At 32.7% G+C, this 19,071-nt stretch carries 14 protein-coding genes; 13 read left to right on the top strand and 1 reads right to left on the bottom strand.

The window, feature by feature from the left end; genetic code table 11:
• The first annotated feature begins 254 nt into the window (after positions 1-254).
• The 5 genes from ystJ (at position 255) to pyk (ending at position 6,316) form a co-directional block, all read left to right on the top strand.
• The gene (gene ystJ / locus AC3WQX_RS05610; protein WP_492739894.1) at positions 255-1,484 is read left to right on the top strand and encodes an NADP-dependent malic enzyme; all 1,230 of its coding nucleotides are present in this window, start codon (positions 255-257) and stop codon (positions 1,482-1,484) included.
• Between the two features lie 106 nt (positions 1,485-1,590).
• A complete protein-coding gene (accD, locus tag AC3WQX_RS05605; protein ID WP_002434776.1) occupies positions 1,591-2,448 on the top strand; it encodes an acetyl-CoA carboxylase, carboxyltransferase subunit beta in 858 nt (285 codons plus the stop codon).
• On the top strand, positions 2,448-3,392 hold the full coding sequence (locus tag AC3WQX_RS05600; RefSeq protein WP_023350118.1) for an acetyl-CoA carboxylase carboxyltransferase subunit alpha: 945 nt from the start codon (positions 2,448-2,450) through the stop codon (positions 3,390-3,392). The genes accD and AC3WQX_RS05600 overlap by 1 nt, the downstream gene beginning before the upstream one ends.
• A gap of 178 nt (positions 3,393-3,570) precedes the next feature.
• A complete protein-coding gene (pfkA, locus tag AC3WQX_RS05595; RefSeq protein ID WP_002434701.1) occupies positions 3,571-4,539 on the top strand; it encodes a 6-phosphofructokinase in 969 nt (322 codons plus the stop codon).
• 19 nt (positions 4,540-4,558) lie between these two features.
• A complete protein-coding gene (gene pyk / locus AC3WQX_RS05590) occupies positions 4,559-6,316 on the top strand; it encodes a pyruvate kinase (RefSeq protein WP_002434667.1) in 1,758 nt (585 codons plus the stop codon).
• A gap of 136 nt (positions 6,317-6,452) precedes the next feature.
• Here pyk and AC3WQX_RS05585 read toward each other — a convergent pair whose 3' ends face one another.
• On the bottom strand, positions 6,453-7,808 hold the full coding sequence (locus AC3WQX_RS05585; protein ID WP_023350119.1) for an amino acid permease: 1,356 nt from the start codon (positions 7,806-7,808) through the stop codon (positions 6,453-6,455).
• Between the two features lie 348 nt (positions 7,809-8,156).
• Here AC3WQX_RS05585 and AC3WQX_RS05580 point away from each other — a divergent pair, with 348 nt between their 5' ends.
• The 8 genes from AC3WQX_RS05580 (at position 8,157) to gap (ending at position 18,937) form a co-directional block, all read left to right on the top strand.
• Positions 8,157-9,275, top strand: a complete 1,119-nt coding sequence (locus AC3WQX_RS05580; protein WP_023350120.1) for a citrate synthase — start codon at positions 8,157-8,159, stop codon at positions 9,273-9,275.
• 54 nt (positions 9,276-9,329) lie between these two features.
• Entirely contained in the window at positions 9,330-10,598 is a 1,269-nt protein-coding gene (icd, locus tag AC3WQX_RS05575; protein WP_023350121.1) for an NADP-dependent isocitrate dehydrogenase, read from the top strand.
• Between the two features lie 283 nt (positions 10,599-10,881).
• Positions 10,882-11,592 carry a response regulator transcription factor gene (locus AC3WQX_RS05570; RefSeq protein WP_002434702.1) on the top strand — a complete coding sequence of 237 codons (711 nt, stop codon included), beginning with the start codon at positions 10,882-10,884 and terminating at the stop codon, positions 11,590-11,592.
• A complete protein-coding gene (pnpS, locus tag AC3WQX_RS05565; protein ID WP_023350122.1) occupies positions 11,592-13,289 on the top strand; it encodes a two-component system histidine kinase PnpS in 1,698 nt (565 codons plus the stop codon). Before AC3WQX_RS05570 ends, pnpS begins: the two co-directional genes overlap by 1 nt.
• Before the next feature lie 292 nt (positions 13,290-13,581).
• On the top strand, positions 13,582-16,212 hold the full coding sequence (polA, locus tag AC3WQX_RS05560; RefSeq protein ID WP_023350123.1) for a DNA polymerase I: 2,631 nt from the start codon (positions 13,582-13,584) through the stop codon (positions 16,210-16,212).
• Between the two features lie 15 nt (positions 16,213-16,227).
• Complete coding sequence (gene mutM / locus AC3WQX_RS05555) at positions 16,228-17,100, top strand: bifunctional DNA-formamidopyrimidine glycosylase/DNA-(apurinic or apyrimidinic site) lyase (protein WP_002436128.1); 873 nt, start codon at positions 16,228-16,230, stop codon at positions 17,098-17,100.
• 15 nt (positions 17,101-17,115) lie between these two features.
• On the top strand, positions 17,116-17,715 hold the full coding sequence (coaE, locus tag AC3WQX_RS05550) for a dephospho-CoA kinase (protein WP_023350124.1): 600 nt from the start codon (positions 17,116-17,118) through the stop codon (positions 17,713-17,715).
• A gap of 196 nt (positions 17,716-17,911) precedes the next feature.
• Positions 17,912-18,937 (top strand): type I glyceraldehyde-3-phosphate dehydrogenase, encoded by a 1,026-nt coding sequence (gene gap, locus AC3WQX_RS05545; RefSeq protein WP_023350126.1) that lies wholly within the window; start codon positions 17,912-17,914, stop codon positions 18,935-18,937.
• Positions 18,938-19,071: the final 134 nt, after the last annotated feature.

The following is a 19,071-nucleotide window of genomic DNA, read 5'->3' as shown; positions in this document are numbered from 1 at the left end:
TTTTTTGTTTTGGTTATACACTGTTTAACTTATAATCGGAAGAAAAAATAATTTTAATAAATAAGAATAGTATCACGAAGAATTATTTAAATTAACGTATTCATTTACATATGAGATGCGTTTCTAACTATTCTTAAAATGAAGTATATTGGGTTTTTAAATATTAGAAATACTAGATTCAACATTCACGATTTTTATCTAATAAGTACAGTTATTTTTTAACTTTAAAATTATTTAAAATAGGGGTTGATTTCATGTCTTTAAGAGACGATGCATTAGAGATGCACAAAGAGAATCAAGGTAAATTAGAAATTACACCAAATATAAAAGTAACTAATAAAGAAGAGCTTAGTTTAGCTTATTCACCTGGTGTTGCTGAACCTTGTAAGGAAATTCATGAAGATTCAAGAAAAGTTTATGATTATACAATAAAGGCTAACACTGTAGCTGTGGTAACTGATGGGACTGCTGTTCTTGGTTTAGGTAATATTGGAGCAGAAGCTAGCATTCCTGTTATGGAAGGTAAAGCGGTATTGTTTAAAAGCTTTGCTGGTATCAACGGCGTACCTATTGCATTAGATACGACAGACACTGATGAAATTGTTAATACTGTGAAATTACTACAGCCTAATTATGGTGGTATTAATCTTGAAGATATTTCAGCACCGAGATGTTTTGAAATAGAGGAAACATTGAAAAAAGAAACTAATATCCCAGTATTCCATGACGATCAACATGGTACAGCAATTGTTACTATGGCTGGTTTAATCAATGCTTTAAGAATTGTTAATAAAGATTTATCAGATATTAAAGTTGTACTAAATGGAGCTGGAGCTGCTGGAATTGCTATTGTAAAACTTTTATATTCTTATGGTGTTAGAGACATGATTATGTGCGACTCTAAAGGAGCTATTTATGAAGGGCGACAACATGGTATGAATGATACTAAATCTTATGTTGCTAACTGGACAAATAAAGATAAAATCTATGGTTCTTTAGAAGAAGTTATTAAAGATGCGGATGTATTTATTGGTGTATCTGTAGCAGACTTATTAACTAAAGATATGGTTAAGAGCATGGCAGATGATCCAATTATCTTTGCTATGGCAAATCCTAACCCTGAAATCAAACCTGATAATGCTAAAGAAGCAGGTGCTAAAGTCATTGGTACAGGACGTTCAGATTTTCCTAACCAGATTAATAATGTCTTAGCTTTCCCTGGTATTTTTAGAGGTGCATTAGATGTTGAAGCAACTCACATCAATGAAGATATGAAAAAAGCGGCTGTAGAAGCAATCGCAGACTTAATTGAAGAGGATGAACTTAATCCTGATTATTGTATTCCTGGACCTTTTGATAAAAGAGTTGCGCCATCTGTTGCTAGAAGCGTAGCCAAAGCTGCTATGGAATCAGGGGTTGCAAGAATCGAAGTTAACCCTCAAGATATTTATGATAAAACAATGAAAGTGACAGATTTAAAATAATTTTGAAGTTGATTTCTATGCTGGTTAGAATATAGTTTATTCATGAGCATATTGAATCAGGAAATTTAAAAAATGGTAGTAACAGAGGTTATTTGGAGGTTTACCAATGTTTAAAGATTTTTTTAATCGAAGTAAGAAAAAGAAATATTTAACAGTTCAAGATTCTAAACAAAATGATGTGCCAGCTGGGATTATGACTAAATGCCCAAAGTGTAAAAAAATTATGTACACTAAAGAATTAGCTGAAAATCTAAATGTGTGCTTCAATTGTGATCACCACATCGCACTCACTGCACATAAGAGAATTGAAGCTATTTCAGATGAAGGGACATTTGTAGAATTCGACAAGGGCATGACCTCTGCGAATCCATTAGATTTCCCTGGCTACATTGAAAAGGTAGAGAAAGATCAACAAAAGACAGGATTAAATGAAGCTGTAGTTACTGGTACTTCTGAACTTGATGGTATTAAATATGGAGTGGCCGTAATGGATGCCCGTTTTAGAATGGGAAGCATGGGATCAGTAGTAGGTGAAAAAATCTGCAGAATTATAGATTACTGTACTGAACACCGTCTACCATTTATTCTCTTTTCAGCAAGTGGTGGTGCCAGAATGCAAGAAGGCATTATTTCACTTATGCAAATGGGAAAAACAAGTGTATCACTTAAACGTCATTCTGATGCAGGCTTATTATATATCTCATATATAACTAACCCGACAACTGGAGGGGTTTCTGCAAGTTTTGCTTCAGTAGGAGATATTAATTTAAGTGAACCTAAAGCGCTTATAGGTTTTGCTGGTAGACGTGTCATTGAACAAACTATTAATGAAAAGTTACCTGATGACTTCCAAACGGCTGAATTTTTATTAGAGCATGGTCAATTAGATAAAGTTATTCATCGTAAAGATATGAAAGAAACGCTTTCTAATATCTTAAATATCCATCAAGAGGTGAGTAAATAATGTTAGATTTTGAAAAGCCACTTTTTGAAATAAGAAATAAAATTGAATCGTTAAAAGAATCTCAAGAGAAAAATGAAGTTGATCTACAAGAAGAAATAGATATGCTTGAAGCGTCGCTTGAGAGAGAAACTAAAAAAGTTTATACCAATTTGAAGCCTTGGGATCGTGTACAGATTGCTCGCTTACAAGAACGTCCAACTACTTTGGATTATATACCTTATATTTTCGACTCATTTATTGAGCTTCATGGAGATAGAAATTATAGAGATGACCCTGCCATGATTGGTGGAATTGGTTATCTAAACGGACAAGCTGTCACTGTAGTCGGCCAGCAACGTGGTAAAGATACAAAAGATAACATTTATCGTAATTTTGGAATGGCTCATCCAGAGGGATATCGTAAAGCTCTTCGTTTAATGAAACAAGCTGAAAAGTTTAACCGTCCGATCTTTACTTTTATTGATACAAAAGGTGCTTATCCAGGTAAAGCAGCTGAAGAACGTGGTCAGAGTGAATCAATAGCTAAAAATCTAATTGAAATGGCATCACTGACAGTCCCTGTTATCGCAATCGTTATTGGTGAAGGCGGTAGTGGTGGTGCGCTTGGTATAGGTATATCTAATAAAGTACTTATGCTTGAGAATAGTACTTATTCAGTTATTTCACCTGAAGGCGCTGCTGCTTTACTTTGGAAAGATAGTAATTTAGCTAAAATTGCTGCTGAAACTATGAAAATTACAGCTAATGATCTTAAAGGTTTAAATATTGTTGATGAAGTGATTAATGAACCTTTAGGTGGTGCTCATAAAGATATAGAATCACAAGCTTCAACAATTAAAGAAGTTTTTGTGAAACATCTAAATGAATTGAACCAAAAATCTGGTAAAGATTTAGCTAATGATCGTTTCGAGAAATTTAGACACATAGGATCAGTTGTAGAATAAATTATTAAGAGTTAATTGTCTTGATTTAAAGGCTATTAGCTCTTTTTTATGATTTTAGAAAAAATTCATTATTTAAAACGTTTACATCCGTTGAAAGGCTTTCTTTTGATGGAACAGTAAAATAAATTGTGGTAATTTAGAGTTAAAGATAAATCTAGTTAAAGAAAGGTATGTCGTCATGAAAAAAATTGCAGTTTTAACTAGCGGTGGAGATTCACCAGGTATGAATGCTGCAGTTCGAGCAGTCGTTCGTACAGCAATTTACAATAATATTGAAGTTTATGGGATTTATCATGGTTACCAAGGTTTACTTGACGATGATATTCACAAGCTTGAATTAGGCTCTGTAGGGGATACAATTCAACGTGGAGGTACGTTCCTATTTTCAGCTAGGTGCCCTCAATTTAAAGAAGAAGATGTGCGTAAGAAAGGTATTGAAAACCTTCGTAAACGTGGTATTGAAGGCTTAGTTGTCATTGGGGGCGACGGTAGTTATCGCGGTGCTCAACGTATTAGTGAAGAATGTAAGGAAATTCAAACTATTGGAATACCTGGTACTATTGATAATGATATTAATGGTACAGATTTCACTATAGGTTTTGACACTGCTTTGAATACAATTATTGAATCGGTCGATAAAATTAGAGATACTGCATCAAGTCATGCTCGTACTTTTATAGTAGAAGTTATGGGTCGAGACTGTGGTGATTTAGCGTTATGGGCAGGATTGTCTGTTGGCGCAGAGACGATTGTAGTACCCGAAGTTCATACAGACATTAAAGATGTTGCAGAAAAGATTGAACAGGGTATAAAAAGAGGTAAGAAACATTCTATCGTTATGGTCGCTGAAGGATGTATGAGTGGCCAAGAATGTGCTGATGAATTAATGAAATACATCAATATTGATACTCGAGTATCAGTTTTAGGTCATATTCAGCGTGGAGGAAGCCCTTCTGGAGCTGACCGTGTGTTGGCTTCAAGGTTAGGTGGACACGCTGTAGAATTACTTAAACAAGGTGAAACTGCTAAAGGTGTGGGTATTAAAAATAATCAATTAACTGCTACACCATTTGATGATATCTTTGGAGAAAGTAATCATAAATTTGATAAAGATATGTATCAATTAGCTAAAGAATTATCAATATAAATTATGGGAGGATTATATAATGAGAAAGACTAAAATTGTATGTACTATAGGACCAGCTTCTGAATCGGAAGAAATGCTTGAAAAATTAATTAACGCGGGTATGAACGTTGCGCGTTTAAACTTCTCTCATGGTAGTCATGAAGAACATAAAGCAAGAATTGATACAATACGTAAAGTTGCTAAACGCTTAGATAAAACTGTTGCACTATTATTAGATACTAAAGGGCCAGAAATTCGTACGCATAATATGAAAGATGGCGTTATTGAATTAGAAAAAGGTAAAGAAGTTATTGTAAGTATGAATGAAGTTGAAGGTACTCCTGAGAAATTCTCAGTTACTTATGAAGACTTAATTAACGATGTAAATGAAGGTTCTTATATCTTATTAGATGACGGTTTAGTTGAACTACAAGTTAAAGAAATTAATAAAGATAAAGGCGAAGTTAAATGTGATATCTTAAATACAGGAGAATTAAAAAATAAAAAAGGTGTTAACTTACCAGGAGTAAAAGTTAATTTACCAGGTATCACTGATAAAGATGCTGATGATATCCGCTTTGGTATCAAAGAAAATGTTGATTTTATCGCAGCAAGTTTCGTAAGACGTCCTAGTGATGTTTTAGATATTCGCCAAATTCTTGAAGAAGAAAAAGCTCATATCACAATTTTCCCTAAAATTGAAAACCAAGAAGGTATCGATAATATTGACGAAATATTAGAAGTTTCTGATGGTTTAATGGTTGCTCGTGGTGACATGGGTGTTGAAATACCACCAGAAAAAGTACCTATGGTTCAAAAAGATTTAATTAGAAAATGTAATAAATTAGGTAAACCAGTTATTACTGCAACTCAAATGTTAGATTCAATGCAACGTAATCCTCGTGCAACTCGTGCGGAAGCAAGTGACGTTGCTAATGCCATTTATGATGGTACTGATGCAGTTATGTTATCAGGTGAAACTGCAGCGGGATTATACCCAGAAGAAGCAGTTAAAACGATGAGAAATATCGCAGTTTCAGCTGAAGCAGCGCAAGATTATAAAAAATTATTATCTGACCGTACTAAGTTAGTTGAAACATCTCTTGTTAATGCCATTGGTGTTTCTGTAGCACATACAGCGCTTAATTTAAATGTTAAAGCAATTGTTGCTGCAACAGAGAGTGGATCAACTGCACGTACGATTTCAAAATATCGTCCACACTCTGATATTATCGCTGTTACTCCTAGTGAAGAAACTGCACGTCAATGTGCGATTGTTTGGGGCGTTAATCCTGTAGTTAAAGAAGGACGTAAAAACACTGATGCATTACTTAATAACGCAGTAGCAACTGCAGTTGAGACTGGTAGAGTTTCTAATGGAGACTTAATCATTATTACTGCAGGTGTACCTACTGGTGAAAAAGGTACAACAAACATGATGAAAATTCACTTAGTAGGTGATGAAATTGCTCGTGGCCAAGGTGTAGGTCGTGGATCAGTAGTAGGCCATGCTATTGTTGCTGATAGTGCAAGTGACTTAGAAGGTAAAGATTTATCTGATAAAGTCATTGTTACTAACTCTGTTGATGAAACGTTAGTACCTTATGTCGAAAATGCTATTGGTTTAATTACTGAAGAGAACGGTATCACTTCACCAAGTGCAATCGTTGGTTTAGAAAAAGGTATTCCAACAGTAGTTGGTGTTGAAAAAGCTACTAAAGAAATTAAGAACGATATGTTAGTTACTGTTGATGCAGCTCAAGGAAAAATCTTTGAAGGCTACGCTAACGTACTATAATTTAATTTAAATATAATTTTACATGACTGAGGCATTATTTATAATGTCTCAGTTTTTGTGTTTTAAAACTTGCATGGTGATAAAAAAATACCAGCGTTAGACATTTCAATTCTAACGCTGGTATTAATTATTATTATTACGCGTGTTTGCTTACCTTTTTGTATCGTAAGTACATGAGACCTAAAATAATAAACCAAATAGGTGTTAAATAGATAGCTCTTCTAGTATCGACATTTACAAATAATAAGCCGAAGACAAAAATGAAGAATATTAATATTGCATATCCCATATATAGACCACCAGGTAATTTATAAGTTGCCTTTTTATGTAACTCTGGATTATTTCTACTGTAATTGATATAAGCAATAATAATCAATGCCCATACAACTAAAAATAGTACAGTTGAAATAGTTGTAACATAAGTAAATACCTTAGTAGCGTCAGGGAAAATATAATTTAACAACGCTGCAATTAGCAATAATGCTGACGAAGCTATAATAGCTGTGTGTGGTACACCGTTTTTGTTCGTTTTAGAGAAGGCTGGTGGAGCTTGTTCTTGATTAGATAGTCCGTACAGCATTCTACTATTTGAAAATATACCACTATTACATGATGATGCAGCAGCAGTTAAAACCACAAAGTTAATTATTCCAGCTGCAAATGGTACTCCAATTAAAGCGAATAATTTAACGAAAGGGCTGTTATCTGGATCAACTTTGTACCAAGGAATGATTGACATAATTACTGCTAATGCCCCAACATAGAAAATTAATATTCTAATAGGTACACTATTGATTGCCTTTGGTATAGTTTGTTCAGGATCTTTCGTCTCTCCAGCAGTAACACCAATCATTTCGATTCCTACGAATGAAAATAGTGCCATCTGGAATGACATGAAGAACCCTGAAGCCCCTTTAGGGAATATTCCATGGTTGTATAAATTAGTTAAACTTGTATGTCCGAATTGTGTTTTGAAAGCAAAAAGAATCATGACAATACCTACAACGATTAAAGCAATAATTGTGGCAATTTTAATGATTGCAAACCAAAATTCTAATTCACCAAATAATTTGGCGCTTAGTAGGTTAAATGACATTAAGATTAATACACAAAATAAAGCACTAATCCAATTAGGTATTTCAGGGAACCAAAAACTAACATATTTAGCTACCGCTGTAACTTCAGCCATACCAGTAATAATCCAACATAACCAATATGTCCACCCTGTAATAAATCCAGCAAATGGTCCTATGTATTTATTAGTAACATCCGCAAATGATTTAAAATTAGTGTTTTGAATTATAATTTCTCCCAATCCACGCATAAACATGAATAACATAAATCCTATAATGATATAGGTAAGCAATATTGAGGGACCCGTCATTGCAATTGTTTGACCGGCACCAAGGAATAACCCCGTTCCTATAGCGCCTCCAATGGCGATTAATTGAACATGACGATTGCTCAATTCTCTTTGTAAATTTTCAGCCATAAGACATCTCCCTTACTATAAGATATTTATATTATGCACTTATAAGGCTATTTATACAATTCTTTTCGCAAAAAAGTGTGAAAATTCACTAAAATGTATATTTATATTTTGTAATCATTCTTGATAACTAAACGAAAACATCACAATATTTTTGAAATTTGATGAGTTATATACTATGTAAAGTTTAATTTCACGCTCTTTTAAAGATGTTAACATACATTAAGGTCAAGCTAATATACCATTTTTACATGTTTAAAGTTATTTATAATGTTTCACAAATTGTTTGAATTTAGCTATAATACTAGGTGAAAGCCATTTCATAAAGAAATAGTAAAGGGGAAATTTATCATGGCAGAATTACAAAGAGGTTTAGAAGGGGTTATTGCAGCTGAAACTAAGATCAGCTCAATAATTGACAGTCAATTGACATATGCGGGCTATGATATTGATGATCTCGCAGAAAATGCCCAATTCGAAGAAATTATTTTCTTACTTTGGAATTATAGACTTCCAAATAAAGAAGAATTAAAAGAATTGAAAGAAAAATTATTTGAGTTTATGACTCTAAACGAAAGAGTTTATAAACACTTTGAAGAGTATGTAACTGATGATGTTCATCCTATGACAGCGTTACGTACATCTGTATCTTATATTGCTCATTTCGATCCAGATGCTGAAGATGAATCTGAAGATAAAAAGTATGAAAGAGCAATTCGTATTCAAGCAAAAATTGCTTCATTAGTTACGGCTTTCGCAAGAGTAAGAGAAGGGAAAGAACCTGTTAAACCTAATTCAGAATTAAGTTATGCAGCGAACTTCTTATACATGTTAAGAGGCGAACTTCCAACTGACATTGAGGTTGAAGCATTCAATAAAGCTTTAATTTTACATGCCGATCATGAATTAAACGCATCTGCATTCACTGCTCGTTGTGCTGTTTCATCACTCTCTGATATGTATTCAGGTATAGTTGCTGCTGTAGGTTCATTAAAAGGGCCTCTACACGGTGGTGCAAATGAACGTGTAATGGCAATGTTAAAAGAAGTAGGTAGTACTGATAATGTTGATAGTTACCTTGATGAGAGATTCGCTAATAAAGATAAAGTAATGGGCTTTGGTCACCGTGTATATAAAGATGGTGATCCACGTGCTAAATATTTACGTGAAATGAGCCGTAAAATTACTGAAGAAACTGGTCAAAGCGAATTATTTGATATTTCATTAGCTATTGAAAAGCGTATGAAAGATGAAAAAGGCTTAATTCCAAATGTTGATTTCTTCAGTGCAACTGTTTATCACAGTATGAACATTCCTCATGATTTATTTACACCAATCTTTGCAGTAAGTCGTACTTCTGGTTGGATTGCTCATATATTAGAACAATATCGAGACAACAGAATTATGAGACCAAGAGCTCAATATATTGGTGAGAAAGATAGTAAATATGTTCCTATTGAAGAAAGATAATAAAATAACATATAGTATTTAGTGAAAGTTTAAATATACTTGGAGGTTAGATTTATGTCAGCAGAAAAAATTACTCAAACTAATGAAGGTTTAAATGTACCAAACGAACCAATTATTCCATTTATTATTGGTGATGGAATTGGACCAGATATTTGGAAAGCTGCAAGTCGCGTTATTGATGCAGCAGTAGAAAAAGCTTACAACGGCGAAAAACGTATTGAATGGAAAGAAGTTTTAGCTGGACAAAAAGCTTATGATGAAACAGGAGAATGGTTACCTCAAGAAACTTTAGACACGATTAAAGAATATTTAATCGCTGTTAAAGGACCTTTAACTACGCCAATTGGTGGCGGGATCCGTTCACTAAATGTTGCTTTAAGACAAGAATTAGATTTATTTACTTGCTTACGTCCTGTTCGTTGGTTCCAAGGTGTACCATCTCCAGTTAAACGTCCTGAAGATGTAGATATGGTTATTTTCCGTGAAAACACTGAAGATATCTACGCAGGTATTGAATTTAAAGAAGGAACTTCAGAAGTTAAAAAAGTAATTGATTTCTTACAAAATGAGATGGGAGCTACTAACATCCGCTTCCCAGAAACTTCAGGTATTGGTATTAAACCTGTATCTAAAGAAGGTACAGAACGTCTTGTTAGAGCAGCTATTCAATATGCTTTAGATAACAATCGTAAATCTGTGACTTTAGTGCATAAAGGTAACATTATGAAATTCACTGAAGGTTCATTCAAACAATGGGGTTATGACTTAGCTCATAATGAATTTGGTGATAAAGTATTTACTTGGCAACAATATGATGAAATTGTTGAAAAAGAAGGTAAAGATGCAGCAAATGAAGCTCAAGATAAAGCTGAAAAAGAAGGCAAAATTATTATCAAAGATTCAATTGCTGATATCTTCTTACAACAAATCTTAACTCGTCCAGCTGAACATGATGTAGTAGCAACTATGAACTTAAATGGTGACTACATTTCAGATGCTTTAGCTGCACAAGTTGGCGGTATTGGTATCGCTCCAGGTGCTAATATTAACTACGAAACAGGCCACGCTATCTTTGAAGCAACTCATGGTACAGCTCCAAAATACGCTGGATTAAATAAAGTTAATCCATCATCAGAAATTTTAAGTTCAGTTCTAATGTTAGAACACTTAGGTTGGCAAGAAGCTGCTGATAAAATCACTGATTCAATTGAAGCAACTATCGCTTCTAAAATTGTAACTTACGATTTTGCTCGTTTAATGGATGGCGCTGAAGAAGTTTCAACTTCAGAGTTCGCTGACGAGTTAATTAAAAACTTAAAGTAAACTAAATTAGAGTTAAAAATAAATAAGATTCTAATCTTTGTTGGGTTGGCGAAAGCCAACCCTTTTTTTAAAGATTATGTAAAAATGTAAGTTATCATTATCTTTTTACTTCAAAAGATGATAGGTTAATTAATGTTAAGACAATATTAAACAAATATTTTCTTAATATATGTGCAAATATATTTGTTTTGTTAAGTTTATGTAAAATTGATGTGTAGCTATGTTATTTTTATTTGAACTTCAGTTATAATGAAATTGTAATAACAAAATAGGGAGGCACACCATGTCACAAAAAGTATTAGTGGTTGATGATGAACAATCAATCGTGACCTTACTAAAGTATAATTTAGAAACAGCAGGATACATAGTTGAAGTCGCGTATGACGGCGAGGAAGCATTAAAAAAGGTTGAAGAAGAGCAACCTGAACTTATTGTATTGGACGTCATGTTACCTAAGAAGGATGGTATTGAGGTGTGTAAATCAATTCGATCTGACAAAAATTTAGTACCTATTTTAATGTTAACCGCAAAAGATGATGAGTTCGATCGTGTTTTAGGACTTGAACTAGGTGCTGACGATTACATGACAAAGCCATTTTCACCTAGAGAAGTGGTTGCAAGAGTTAAGGCTATTTTAAGACGTTCTAAGTTTGTTAATGAAATTGAGAAAGAGGACACAGATGAGGAAGACATCATCATCGACTCAATTCGTATACGTCCTGAATTCTTTGAAGTATATAAAGATGAAGAATTATTAGAGTTAACTCCTAAAGAATTCGAATTATTATTATACTTAATTGAAAGACAAGGCCGTGTCATTACACGAGAGCATATGCTCAATTCAGTTTGGAATTATGAATTTGCTGGCGACTCTCGAATCGTCGATGTACATATTAGTCATTTAAGAGATAAATTGGAAGAGAATCCAAAACAACCTAAATTAATTAAAACAGTGCGAGGATTAGGTTATAAATTGGAGAGACCTAAAGCTTAATGCTAAAGTTTCATCATCGTCTATTATTATTAATTAGTACTATAACAATAATTAGTTTTATTGGTTTAGGTGCAATTATTCACAACACAATTTATCAAACTTTAACTAGCAATCAAATCAATGAATTAAGAAATGAAGCACATAATTACGTCAATTTACTAAATCATAAAAAAGGTGAAGAGATTGATAACCTTGCTGATAATCAACAAAATATCGTTGTTATAAAAAACGAAGCTGATGGACACATCATTTTTTCATCAGGTGATAGTAAAAAGATAGATAGTAGAATTGATAATGCAGCCAATCCTTCTAACTTAATTACTAAAAAAACTAATATCGGTACACGCTATACTTTTAAAGATAATATAGGTAACAAAACCGTATACATAAGTGGAATTAATGATGAAATCATAGATTTACAAAGAGAAATGTGGAAATACCTTTCTATAATAGGCGTCATAGTGTTATTCACAGTTTACTTAGCTAGTAGAAGTATCAATCGAACATATATAAGACCTATTAATGAAGTGACGTATGCAACATCATTATTGGCAGATGGTTATTATCATGTTCGTGTTCCTGAAAGTAATGTTAAGGAAACACGAGCACTTTTTGTAACAACGAATGAGCTAGCCAGAAGATTGCAGAAATTGAACAATAGTCAAAAAATACAATCAAATCGTTTGAAAACAACACTTGAGAATATTCCAAGTTCTGTTTTAATGATTGATAAACATGGCGAAATAGTTGTTGCGAACCATGCTTACTATGAAGTATTTAGTCCGGATCAACAGGTTGAAAATAAGAATTATATTGGTTTTATAGATGATAGTATTGAGAAGCTAATAATAGAAAGCTTTAGAACTGAGAAGGTAATCTATGATCAAATTGAAGTAGACATAAATAATGTACATACTAAATACTTTGATGTATCATGTGTCCCAATTTTGTCCAAATCTAAGAAGAAATTACAAGGTATGGTTGTCGTACTTCATGATATTACTAACCTTCAAAAATTAGAAAATCTTAGAAGAGAGTTTGTGGCTAATGTGTCACATGAATTGAAAACACCAATTACTTCTATTAAAGGTTTTGCGGAGACGCTTATAGAAGGTGCTAAAAATGATGAGCAATCTCTTGATATGTTCTTGAACATCATTTTGAAAGAATCTAATAGAATAGAATCGTTAGTTATGGATTTATTGGATTTATCGCATATCGAACAACAAACCGAGATTGAAACGAATTATATGAATTTATCTGAATTAGCTTATAATACGATTGATAACTTGCAGACTCAAGCTATAAATAAAAATATTGAAATTCAACCTGAAATTGAAAAAGATGTCATTATAGAAGCTCATGAAAATAAAATTGCTCAAGTTATTACTAACTTACTTTCAAATGCGATTAATTATTCTCTTGAGGACAATAAGGTAATTGTACGAGTATTTAGAGAGGGTAAAAAGGTTAATTTAGAAATTCAAGATTTCGGAATTGGTATTAGCGCCAAGGATCAAAAACATATCTTTGAACGTTTCTACAGAGTAGATAAAGCGAGAAGTAGAGATTCTGGCGGTACAGGTTTAGGTTTATCAATAACTAAACATATTGTCGAAGCCCATAACGGACGAATCAACATAAATAGTAGACTTGGAGAAGGTTCGACCTTCAAAGTTACTTTTATAGATGAATAATTTGAGAAACTGCGATGTCATTTTTGACATTGCAGTTTCTTCTTTTGAAAAGCTTTTTGTTGTATACATTTAACTTTATGTTAGAAGTCTTAAATTCGTTAAGCGTAAAAAAGAGGAACACATTAGCTAAAGACTAATGCGTAAGTGGTACTAAGTATTTCAATGTTCAATTGTGCTAGTAAAGGATTACATTTGCTGATGCAAATGCACTAAGGACCGCTAAACTCTATATTCGTTAAGCGTTCCTATGTATGCTAAAATGTATGTAAATCAGTTCTGGAGGTTACGTATTTTGGATAAATTAGTGTTAATAGATGGTAACAGTTTAAGCTTTAGAGCGTTTTATGCTTTACCATTACTTTCTAATAAAGCTGGTATTCATACAAATGCTATATATGGCTTTGCGATGTTGCTTGAGAAAATTATTAAAGAAGAACAACCCAATCACTTTTTAGTTGCATTTGATGCTGGTAAAACTACTTTCAGACATTCTAAGTACAGTGAATATAAAGGTGGACGTCAAAAAACACCACCAGAATTAAGTGAACAATTTCCTTATATTCGTCAATTATTAGATGCTTATCACATTAAACACTATGAATTAGAAAATTATGAAGCGGATGACATTATTGGCACGCTAAGTAGAGAGGCTGATAAGGCTGGTTTCGAAACGATTATTATTACAGGGGATCGAGATTTAACACAATTAGCTACTGATAATGTCACAATTTATTACACAAAAAAAGGTGTGACAGATGTAGATCACTACACGCCAAGTTTTATAGCTGAAAAATATGATGGGCTACAACCGAAACAAATCATTGATATGAAAGGTCTCATGGGAGATACTTCAGATAATATTCCAGGGGTTGCTGGCGTTGGTGAAAAGACTGCAATCAAACTTCTTAAACAATTTACTTCTGTAGAAGGTGTTTATGAACATATTGATGATGTCACAGCTAAAAAATTAAAAGAAAAACTCGTGAATAGTAAAGATGATGCCTTGATGAGTAAAGACTTAGCTACAATTAATGTTGAAAGTCCCATTGATGTTAATCTAAATGATACAAAATTAGAAAATCAAGATGATAATACTAACAAAATAGAATTGTTTAAAAAGCTTGAATTTAAACAATTATTGGCAGATATTGATGAAGAAGCTAATAACGATGTAGTTAACGAAAAGACCTTTGAAATTGAATCGGATTTTCAACATATCAACTTTGATAGTTTAGAGCATGCAATTATTCATTTTGAATTAGAGGGCACAAATTATCTTAAAGATAATATCCTAAAATTCGGTTTTTATGCTGATGATTCACATGTGGTCATTAATGCTGAAGATATTAAGCAATATCAAGATTTAGTCCAATGGTTAGAAGATAAAAATACGACTAAAACTGTATACGATGCCAAAAAAACTTATGTGGCTGCGCATCGTTTAAATATCGATATTCAAAATGTGCAGTTTGATGTAATGTTGTCTAGTTATATTATTGATCCTTCTCGTTCAATAGATGATGTAAAATCAGTAGTTTCACTTTATGGACAGAATTATGTTAAAGATAATGTGTCAGTTTACGGTAAGGGGAAAAAACATCAAGTTCCTGAAGAAGAAGTATTAAATAAACATGTAGCTTCAATCACAGAGGCAATTGCTAACTCTAAACCTGAAATGGAGGCTCAATTAGAAGAGTATAATCAAGTTGAGTTACTCAAAGATTTAGAATTACCACTTGCTAAAATTTTAAGTGAAATGGAAGAAATTGGTATTTATACTGATGTTGAAGACTTAAAACAAATGGAGAACGAAATCCAAGAAAAATTAGATGTTTTAATTAAAAACATTCATGAAGCTGCAGGAGAAGAATTTAATATTAATTCTCCTAAACAATTAGGAGTAGTTTTATTTGAAACGCTAAAACTACCTGTTATCAAGAAAACTAAGACAGGCTATTCAACAGCAGTAGACGTATTAGAACAATTGCAGGGAGAGCATCCAATTATTGAACATATATTGGAGTATAGACAATTGTCAAAATTACAATCAACTTATGTTGAAGGATTACAAAAAGTGATTAGTAAAGATCAGAGAATTCACACACGTTTTAATCAAACGTTAGCACAAACAGGTAGACTTTCAAGTGTAGATCCAAACTTACAGAATATACCTATTCGTTTAGAAGAAGGAAGAAAAATTAGAAAAGCCTTTAAACCTACAGATAAGGATAGCGTAATCTTATCGGCTGACTATTCACAAATAGAGTTACGTGTGCTTGCACATATTACTCAAGATGAAAGTTTGAAAGAGGCATTTATTAATGGTAACGATATTCATACTGCGACAGCTATGAAAGTATTTAACGTAGAAGCTAATGAAGTAGATAGTTTAATGCGTAGACAAGCCAAAGCAGTAAACTTTGGTATTGTGTATGGAATTAGTGATTATGGCTTAAGTCAAAGTTTAGGAATTACACGTAAAAAAGCGAAAGCTTTTATAGATGATTACTTAGCTAGTTTTCCTGGTGTAAAACAATACATGTCTGACATTGTTAAAGATGCAAAAGCAGATGGATATGTTGAAACACTTCTACATCGACGTCGTTATATTCCAGATATTACAAGTCGTAATTTCAACTTAAGAAGTTTTGCAGAAAGAACAGCAATGAATACCCCGATACAAGGTAGCGCAGCAGATATTATTAAATTAGCTATGGTTAAGTTTTATGAAAAAGTTAAAGATACTAATTATCACGCGACATTATTATTGCAAGTTCACGATGAATTGATTTTCGAGTTGCCTAAATCTGAAGTCGAAGATTTTAGTAAGTTTGTTGAAGAAATTATGGAACAAGCTTTAGATTTAGATGTACCTCTAAAAGTAGATTCAAGTTATGGACCAACATGGTATGACGCTAAATAAGGAAAGGATTAAAATATGCCAGAATTACCAGAAGTTGAACATGTTAAAAGAGGTATAGAACCTTTTGTAATAAATGAAAAAATTGATAAAGTTATTTTTTCAGAGAAGGTAATCGAAGGTAAAAATAATCAAAGAGAAACAATTATAAAAGGTATAGAGTTAGATAGTTTTAAAAAATTAACTGAAGGTTATGTTATATCTGAAGTTCTTAGGCGTAGTAAGTACATCGTTTTTCATATTGAAAAAGACAATGATCATAGAATTTTGATAAGTCATTTAGGTATGGCAGGAGGATTTTTTGTAGTAGATGATTTAGAAGAAATTGGAACGCCAAATTACCGTAAACATTGGCAAGTGATTTTCGAACTTAACAATGGTAAAAAATTAGTTTACTCAGATATTAGACGTTTTGGAGAAATTAGAAATATTGCCAATTATGAAAGTTATCCTCCTTTTCTAGAAATAGCTCCAGAACCATTTGATAAAGAAGCAATGATACATTATCTGAGTTGTTTTGATATTAATAAATACGCTAATAAACCTATTAAACAAATGATTTTAGATCATAAAGTGATTGCCGGTGCTGGTAATATTTATGCTTGTGAAGCACTTTATAGAACTGGTATTCGACCTGATAAAATTGCTAACTCATTGAGTCATCAACAAAAAGAGATGTTATTTTATTATGTTCGAGAAGTTCTTGAAGAGGGTATTAAATACGGTGGAACAAGTATTTCTGATTATCGCCATGCTGACGGTAAAACCGGAGAAATGCAATTGCATTTAAATGTTTATAAACAGAAATATTGTAAAACATGTGGGCATGAAATAGAAACAAAAGTGATTGCCACTAGAAATAGTCATTTTTGCCCAAATTGTCAGAAATAAAGGAAGCGTGAAAATATGCCAAAGATTATTGGACTAACAGGTGGAATCGCAACTGGTAAATCAACAGTCTCAGAATTATTAACTGCTTATGGATTTAAGGTTGTTGATGCGGATGTTGCATCTCGAAAAGCTGTTAAGAAGGGTTCAAAAGGATTAGATCAAATAAGAGAGAAATTTGGTCAAGAAGCTATTGACGACAATGGTGAGATGAATCGTAAATATGTTGGAGAACTTGTCTTTAATAATCCAGAACAACGAATAGAACTTAATAAGATAGTTCATCCTATTGTTAGAGAAATAATGGAAGAAGAGAAGAATCACTACCTAAATGAGGGATACAATGTCATTATGGATATTCCTTTGTTATTTGAAAATGATTTACAAGATACTGTGGATGAAGTTTGGGTAGTTTACACTTCTGAAAGTATTCAAATTGAACGTTTAATGGAAAGAAATGATTTATCACAAGAAGATGCTAAGGCACGTGTGTATAGTCAAATATCTATTGATAAGAAAAGTAGAATGGCGGATCATGTCATAGACAATCTAGGTGATAAACTTGAATTAAAACAAAATTTACAACAACTTCTTGAAGAAGAAGGTTATATCGATTAATAAAGTTAACGTACACAAAGCATTGTTTTGTGTACGTTTTTTATTTTTGTATGTTAAATAATAAGTATAACTTATTTAAAATGATAGATAAAAGTTCGAACATGAGTATAGGGAAACGCTTTCAAAAGACAGATAATATGTTATACTAATTTCATAAAGTATAACATATAAATAAATGTTCAAGGGGTGCTTTTTAATGTCAACGAATATCGCGATTAATGGAATGGGTAGAATTGGAAGAATGGTGCTACGTATAGCTTTAAAAAACGAAAACTTAAATGTTGTAGCGATTAATGCAAGTTATCCTTCTGAAACTATTGCACATTTAATTAATTATGATACAACTCATGGTACATATGATAAAAAAGTTGAAGCAACAGAAAATGGTATTAAAGTAGATAATCATGAAATTAAACTTGTTTCTGATAGAAATCCAGAAAACTTACCATGGAATGAATTAGATATCGACATTGTTATTGAAGCTACTGGTAAATTTAATCATGGAGATAAAGCCATTGCTCATATTAATGCAGGTGCAAAGAAAGTATTACTCACAGGCCCTTCAAAAGGTGGAGAGGTACAAATGATTGTTAAAGGTGTTAATGATGACAAACTTGATATTAATCAATATGACATCTTTAGTAATGCTTCATGTACTACCAATTGTATCGGTCCAGTTGCAAAGGTCTTGAATGATAAGTTTGGCATTGTAAATGGTTTAATGACAACTGTTCATGCCATTACTAACGATCAAAAAAATATTGATAATCCTCATAAGGATTTACGTAGAGCACGTTCTTGCAATGAAAGTATTATTCCAACTTCAACTGGTGCCGCTAAAGCGCTTAAAGAAGTGTTACCAGAAGTTGAAGGGAAACTTCATGGAATGGCTTTACGTGTTCCAACTAAGAATGTCTCACTTGTTGATTTAGTCGTTGATTTAGAAAAAAATGTCACTGCTGAAGAAGTAAATGAAGCATTTAGACAATCGGACTTAGATGGCATTTTAGATGTTGAAGATGCACCTTTAGTATCAGTAGACTTTAATACGAATCCTAATTCTGCAGTTTTAGATTCTCAATCTACTATGGTTATGGGTGAGAATAAAGTAAAAGTAATTGCTTGGTATGATAATGAATGGGGTTACTCTAATCGTGTTGTAGAAGTAGCTGAACAAATTGGAGAACTGATTGAGAAAGTGGCCACTGTTAAAGCAGTATAATTAAAAAACAGTATAAGACATGTAATTATAAGCTGTCGACAAAGTATGAACAATCATAAAGTTAGTATTCATCTAACTCATATTGGTTGATCTTTATCCTTTGTTGACAGCTTTCTTTTTGGAAATTTGTAGTA

Source organism: Staphylococcus sp. FW104-15G4D (assembly GCF_058790135.1).
The sequence above is the reverse complement of the archived record's forward strand: the minus strand, read 5'-3'. Positions and strand labels throughout refer to the sequence as shown.

What these genes read in the sequence shown, in the direction of transcription:
- AC3WQX_RS05585 (WP_023350119.1), bottom strand. Translation starts at nt 7,808, where the DNA reads ATGGCTGAAAATTTACAAAGAGAATTGAGCAATCGTCATGTTCAATTA.
- accD (WP_002434776.1), top strand. Translation starts at nt 1,591, where the DNA reads ATGTTTAAAGATTTTTTTAATCGAAGTAAGAAAAAGAAATATTTAACA.
- AC3WQX_RS05570 (WP_002434702.1), top strand. Translation starts at nt 10,882, where the DNA reads ATGTCACAAAAAGTATTAGTGGTTGATGATGAACAATCAATCGTGACC.
- pyk (WP_002434667.1), top strand. Translation starts at nt 4,559, where the DNA reads ATGAGAAAGACTAAAATTGTATGTACTATAGGACCAGCTTCTGAATCG.
- pfkA (WP_002434701.1), top strand. Translation starts at nt 3,571, where the DNA reads ATGAAAAAAATTGCAGTTTTAACTAGCGGTGGAGATTCACCAGGTATG.
- AC3WQX_RS05580 (WP_023350120.1), top strand. Translation starts at nt 8,157, where the DNA reads ATGGCAGAATTACAAAGAGGTTTAGAAGGGGTTATTGCAGCTGAAACT.
- pnpS (WP_023350122.1), top strand. Translation starts at nt 11,592, where the DNA reads ATGCTAAAGTTTCATCATCGTCTATTATTATTAATTAGTACTATAACA.
- gap (WP_023350126.1), top strand. Translation starts at nt 17,912, where the DNA reads ATGTCAACGAATATCGCGATTAATGGAATGGGTAGAATTGGAAGAATG.
- coaE (WP_023350124.1), top strand. Translation starts at nt 17,116, where the DNA reads ATGCCAAAGATTATTGGACTAACAGGTGGAATCGCAACTGGTAAATCA.
- mutM (WP_002436128.1), top strand. Translation starts at nt 16,228, where the DNA reads ATGCCAGAATTACCAGAAGTTGAACATGTTAAAAGAGGTATAGAACCT.
- icd (WP_023350121.1), top strand. Translation starts at nt 9,330, where the DNA reads ATGTCAGCAGAAAAAATTACTCAAACTAATGAAGGTTTAAATGTACCA.
- AC3WQX_RS05600 (WP_023350118.1), top strand. Translation starts at nt 2,448, where the DNA reads ATGTTAGATTTTGAAAAGCCACTTTTTGAAATAAGAAATAAAATTGAA.
- ystJ (WP_492739894.1), top strand. Translation starts at nt 255, where the DNA reads ATGTCTTTAAGAGACGATGCATTAGAGATGCACAAAGAGAATCAAGGT.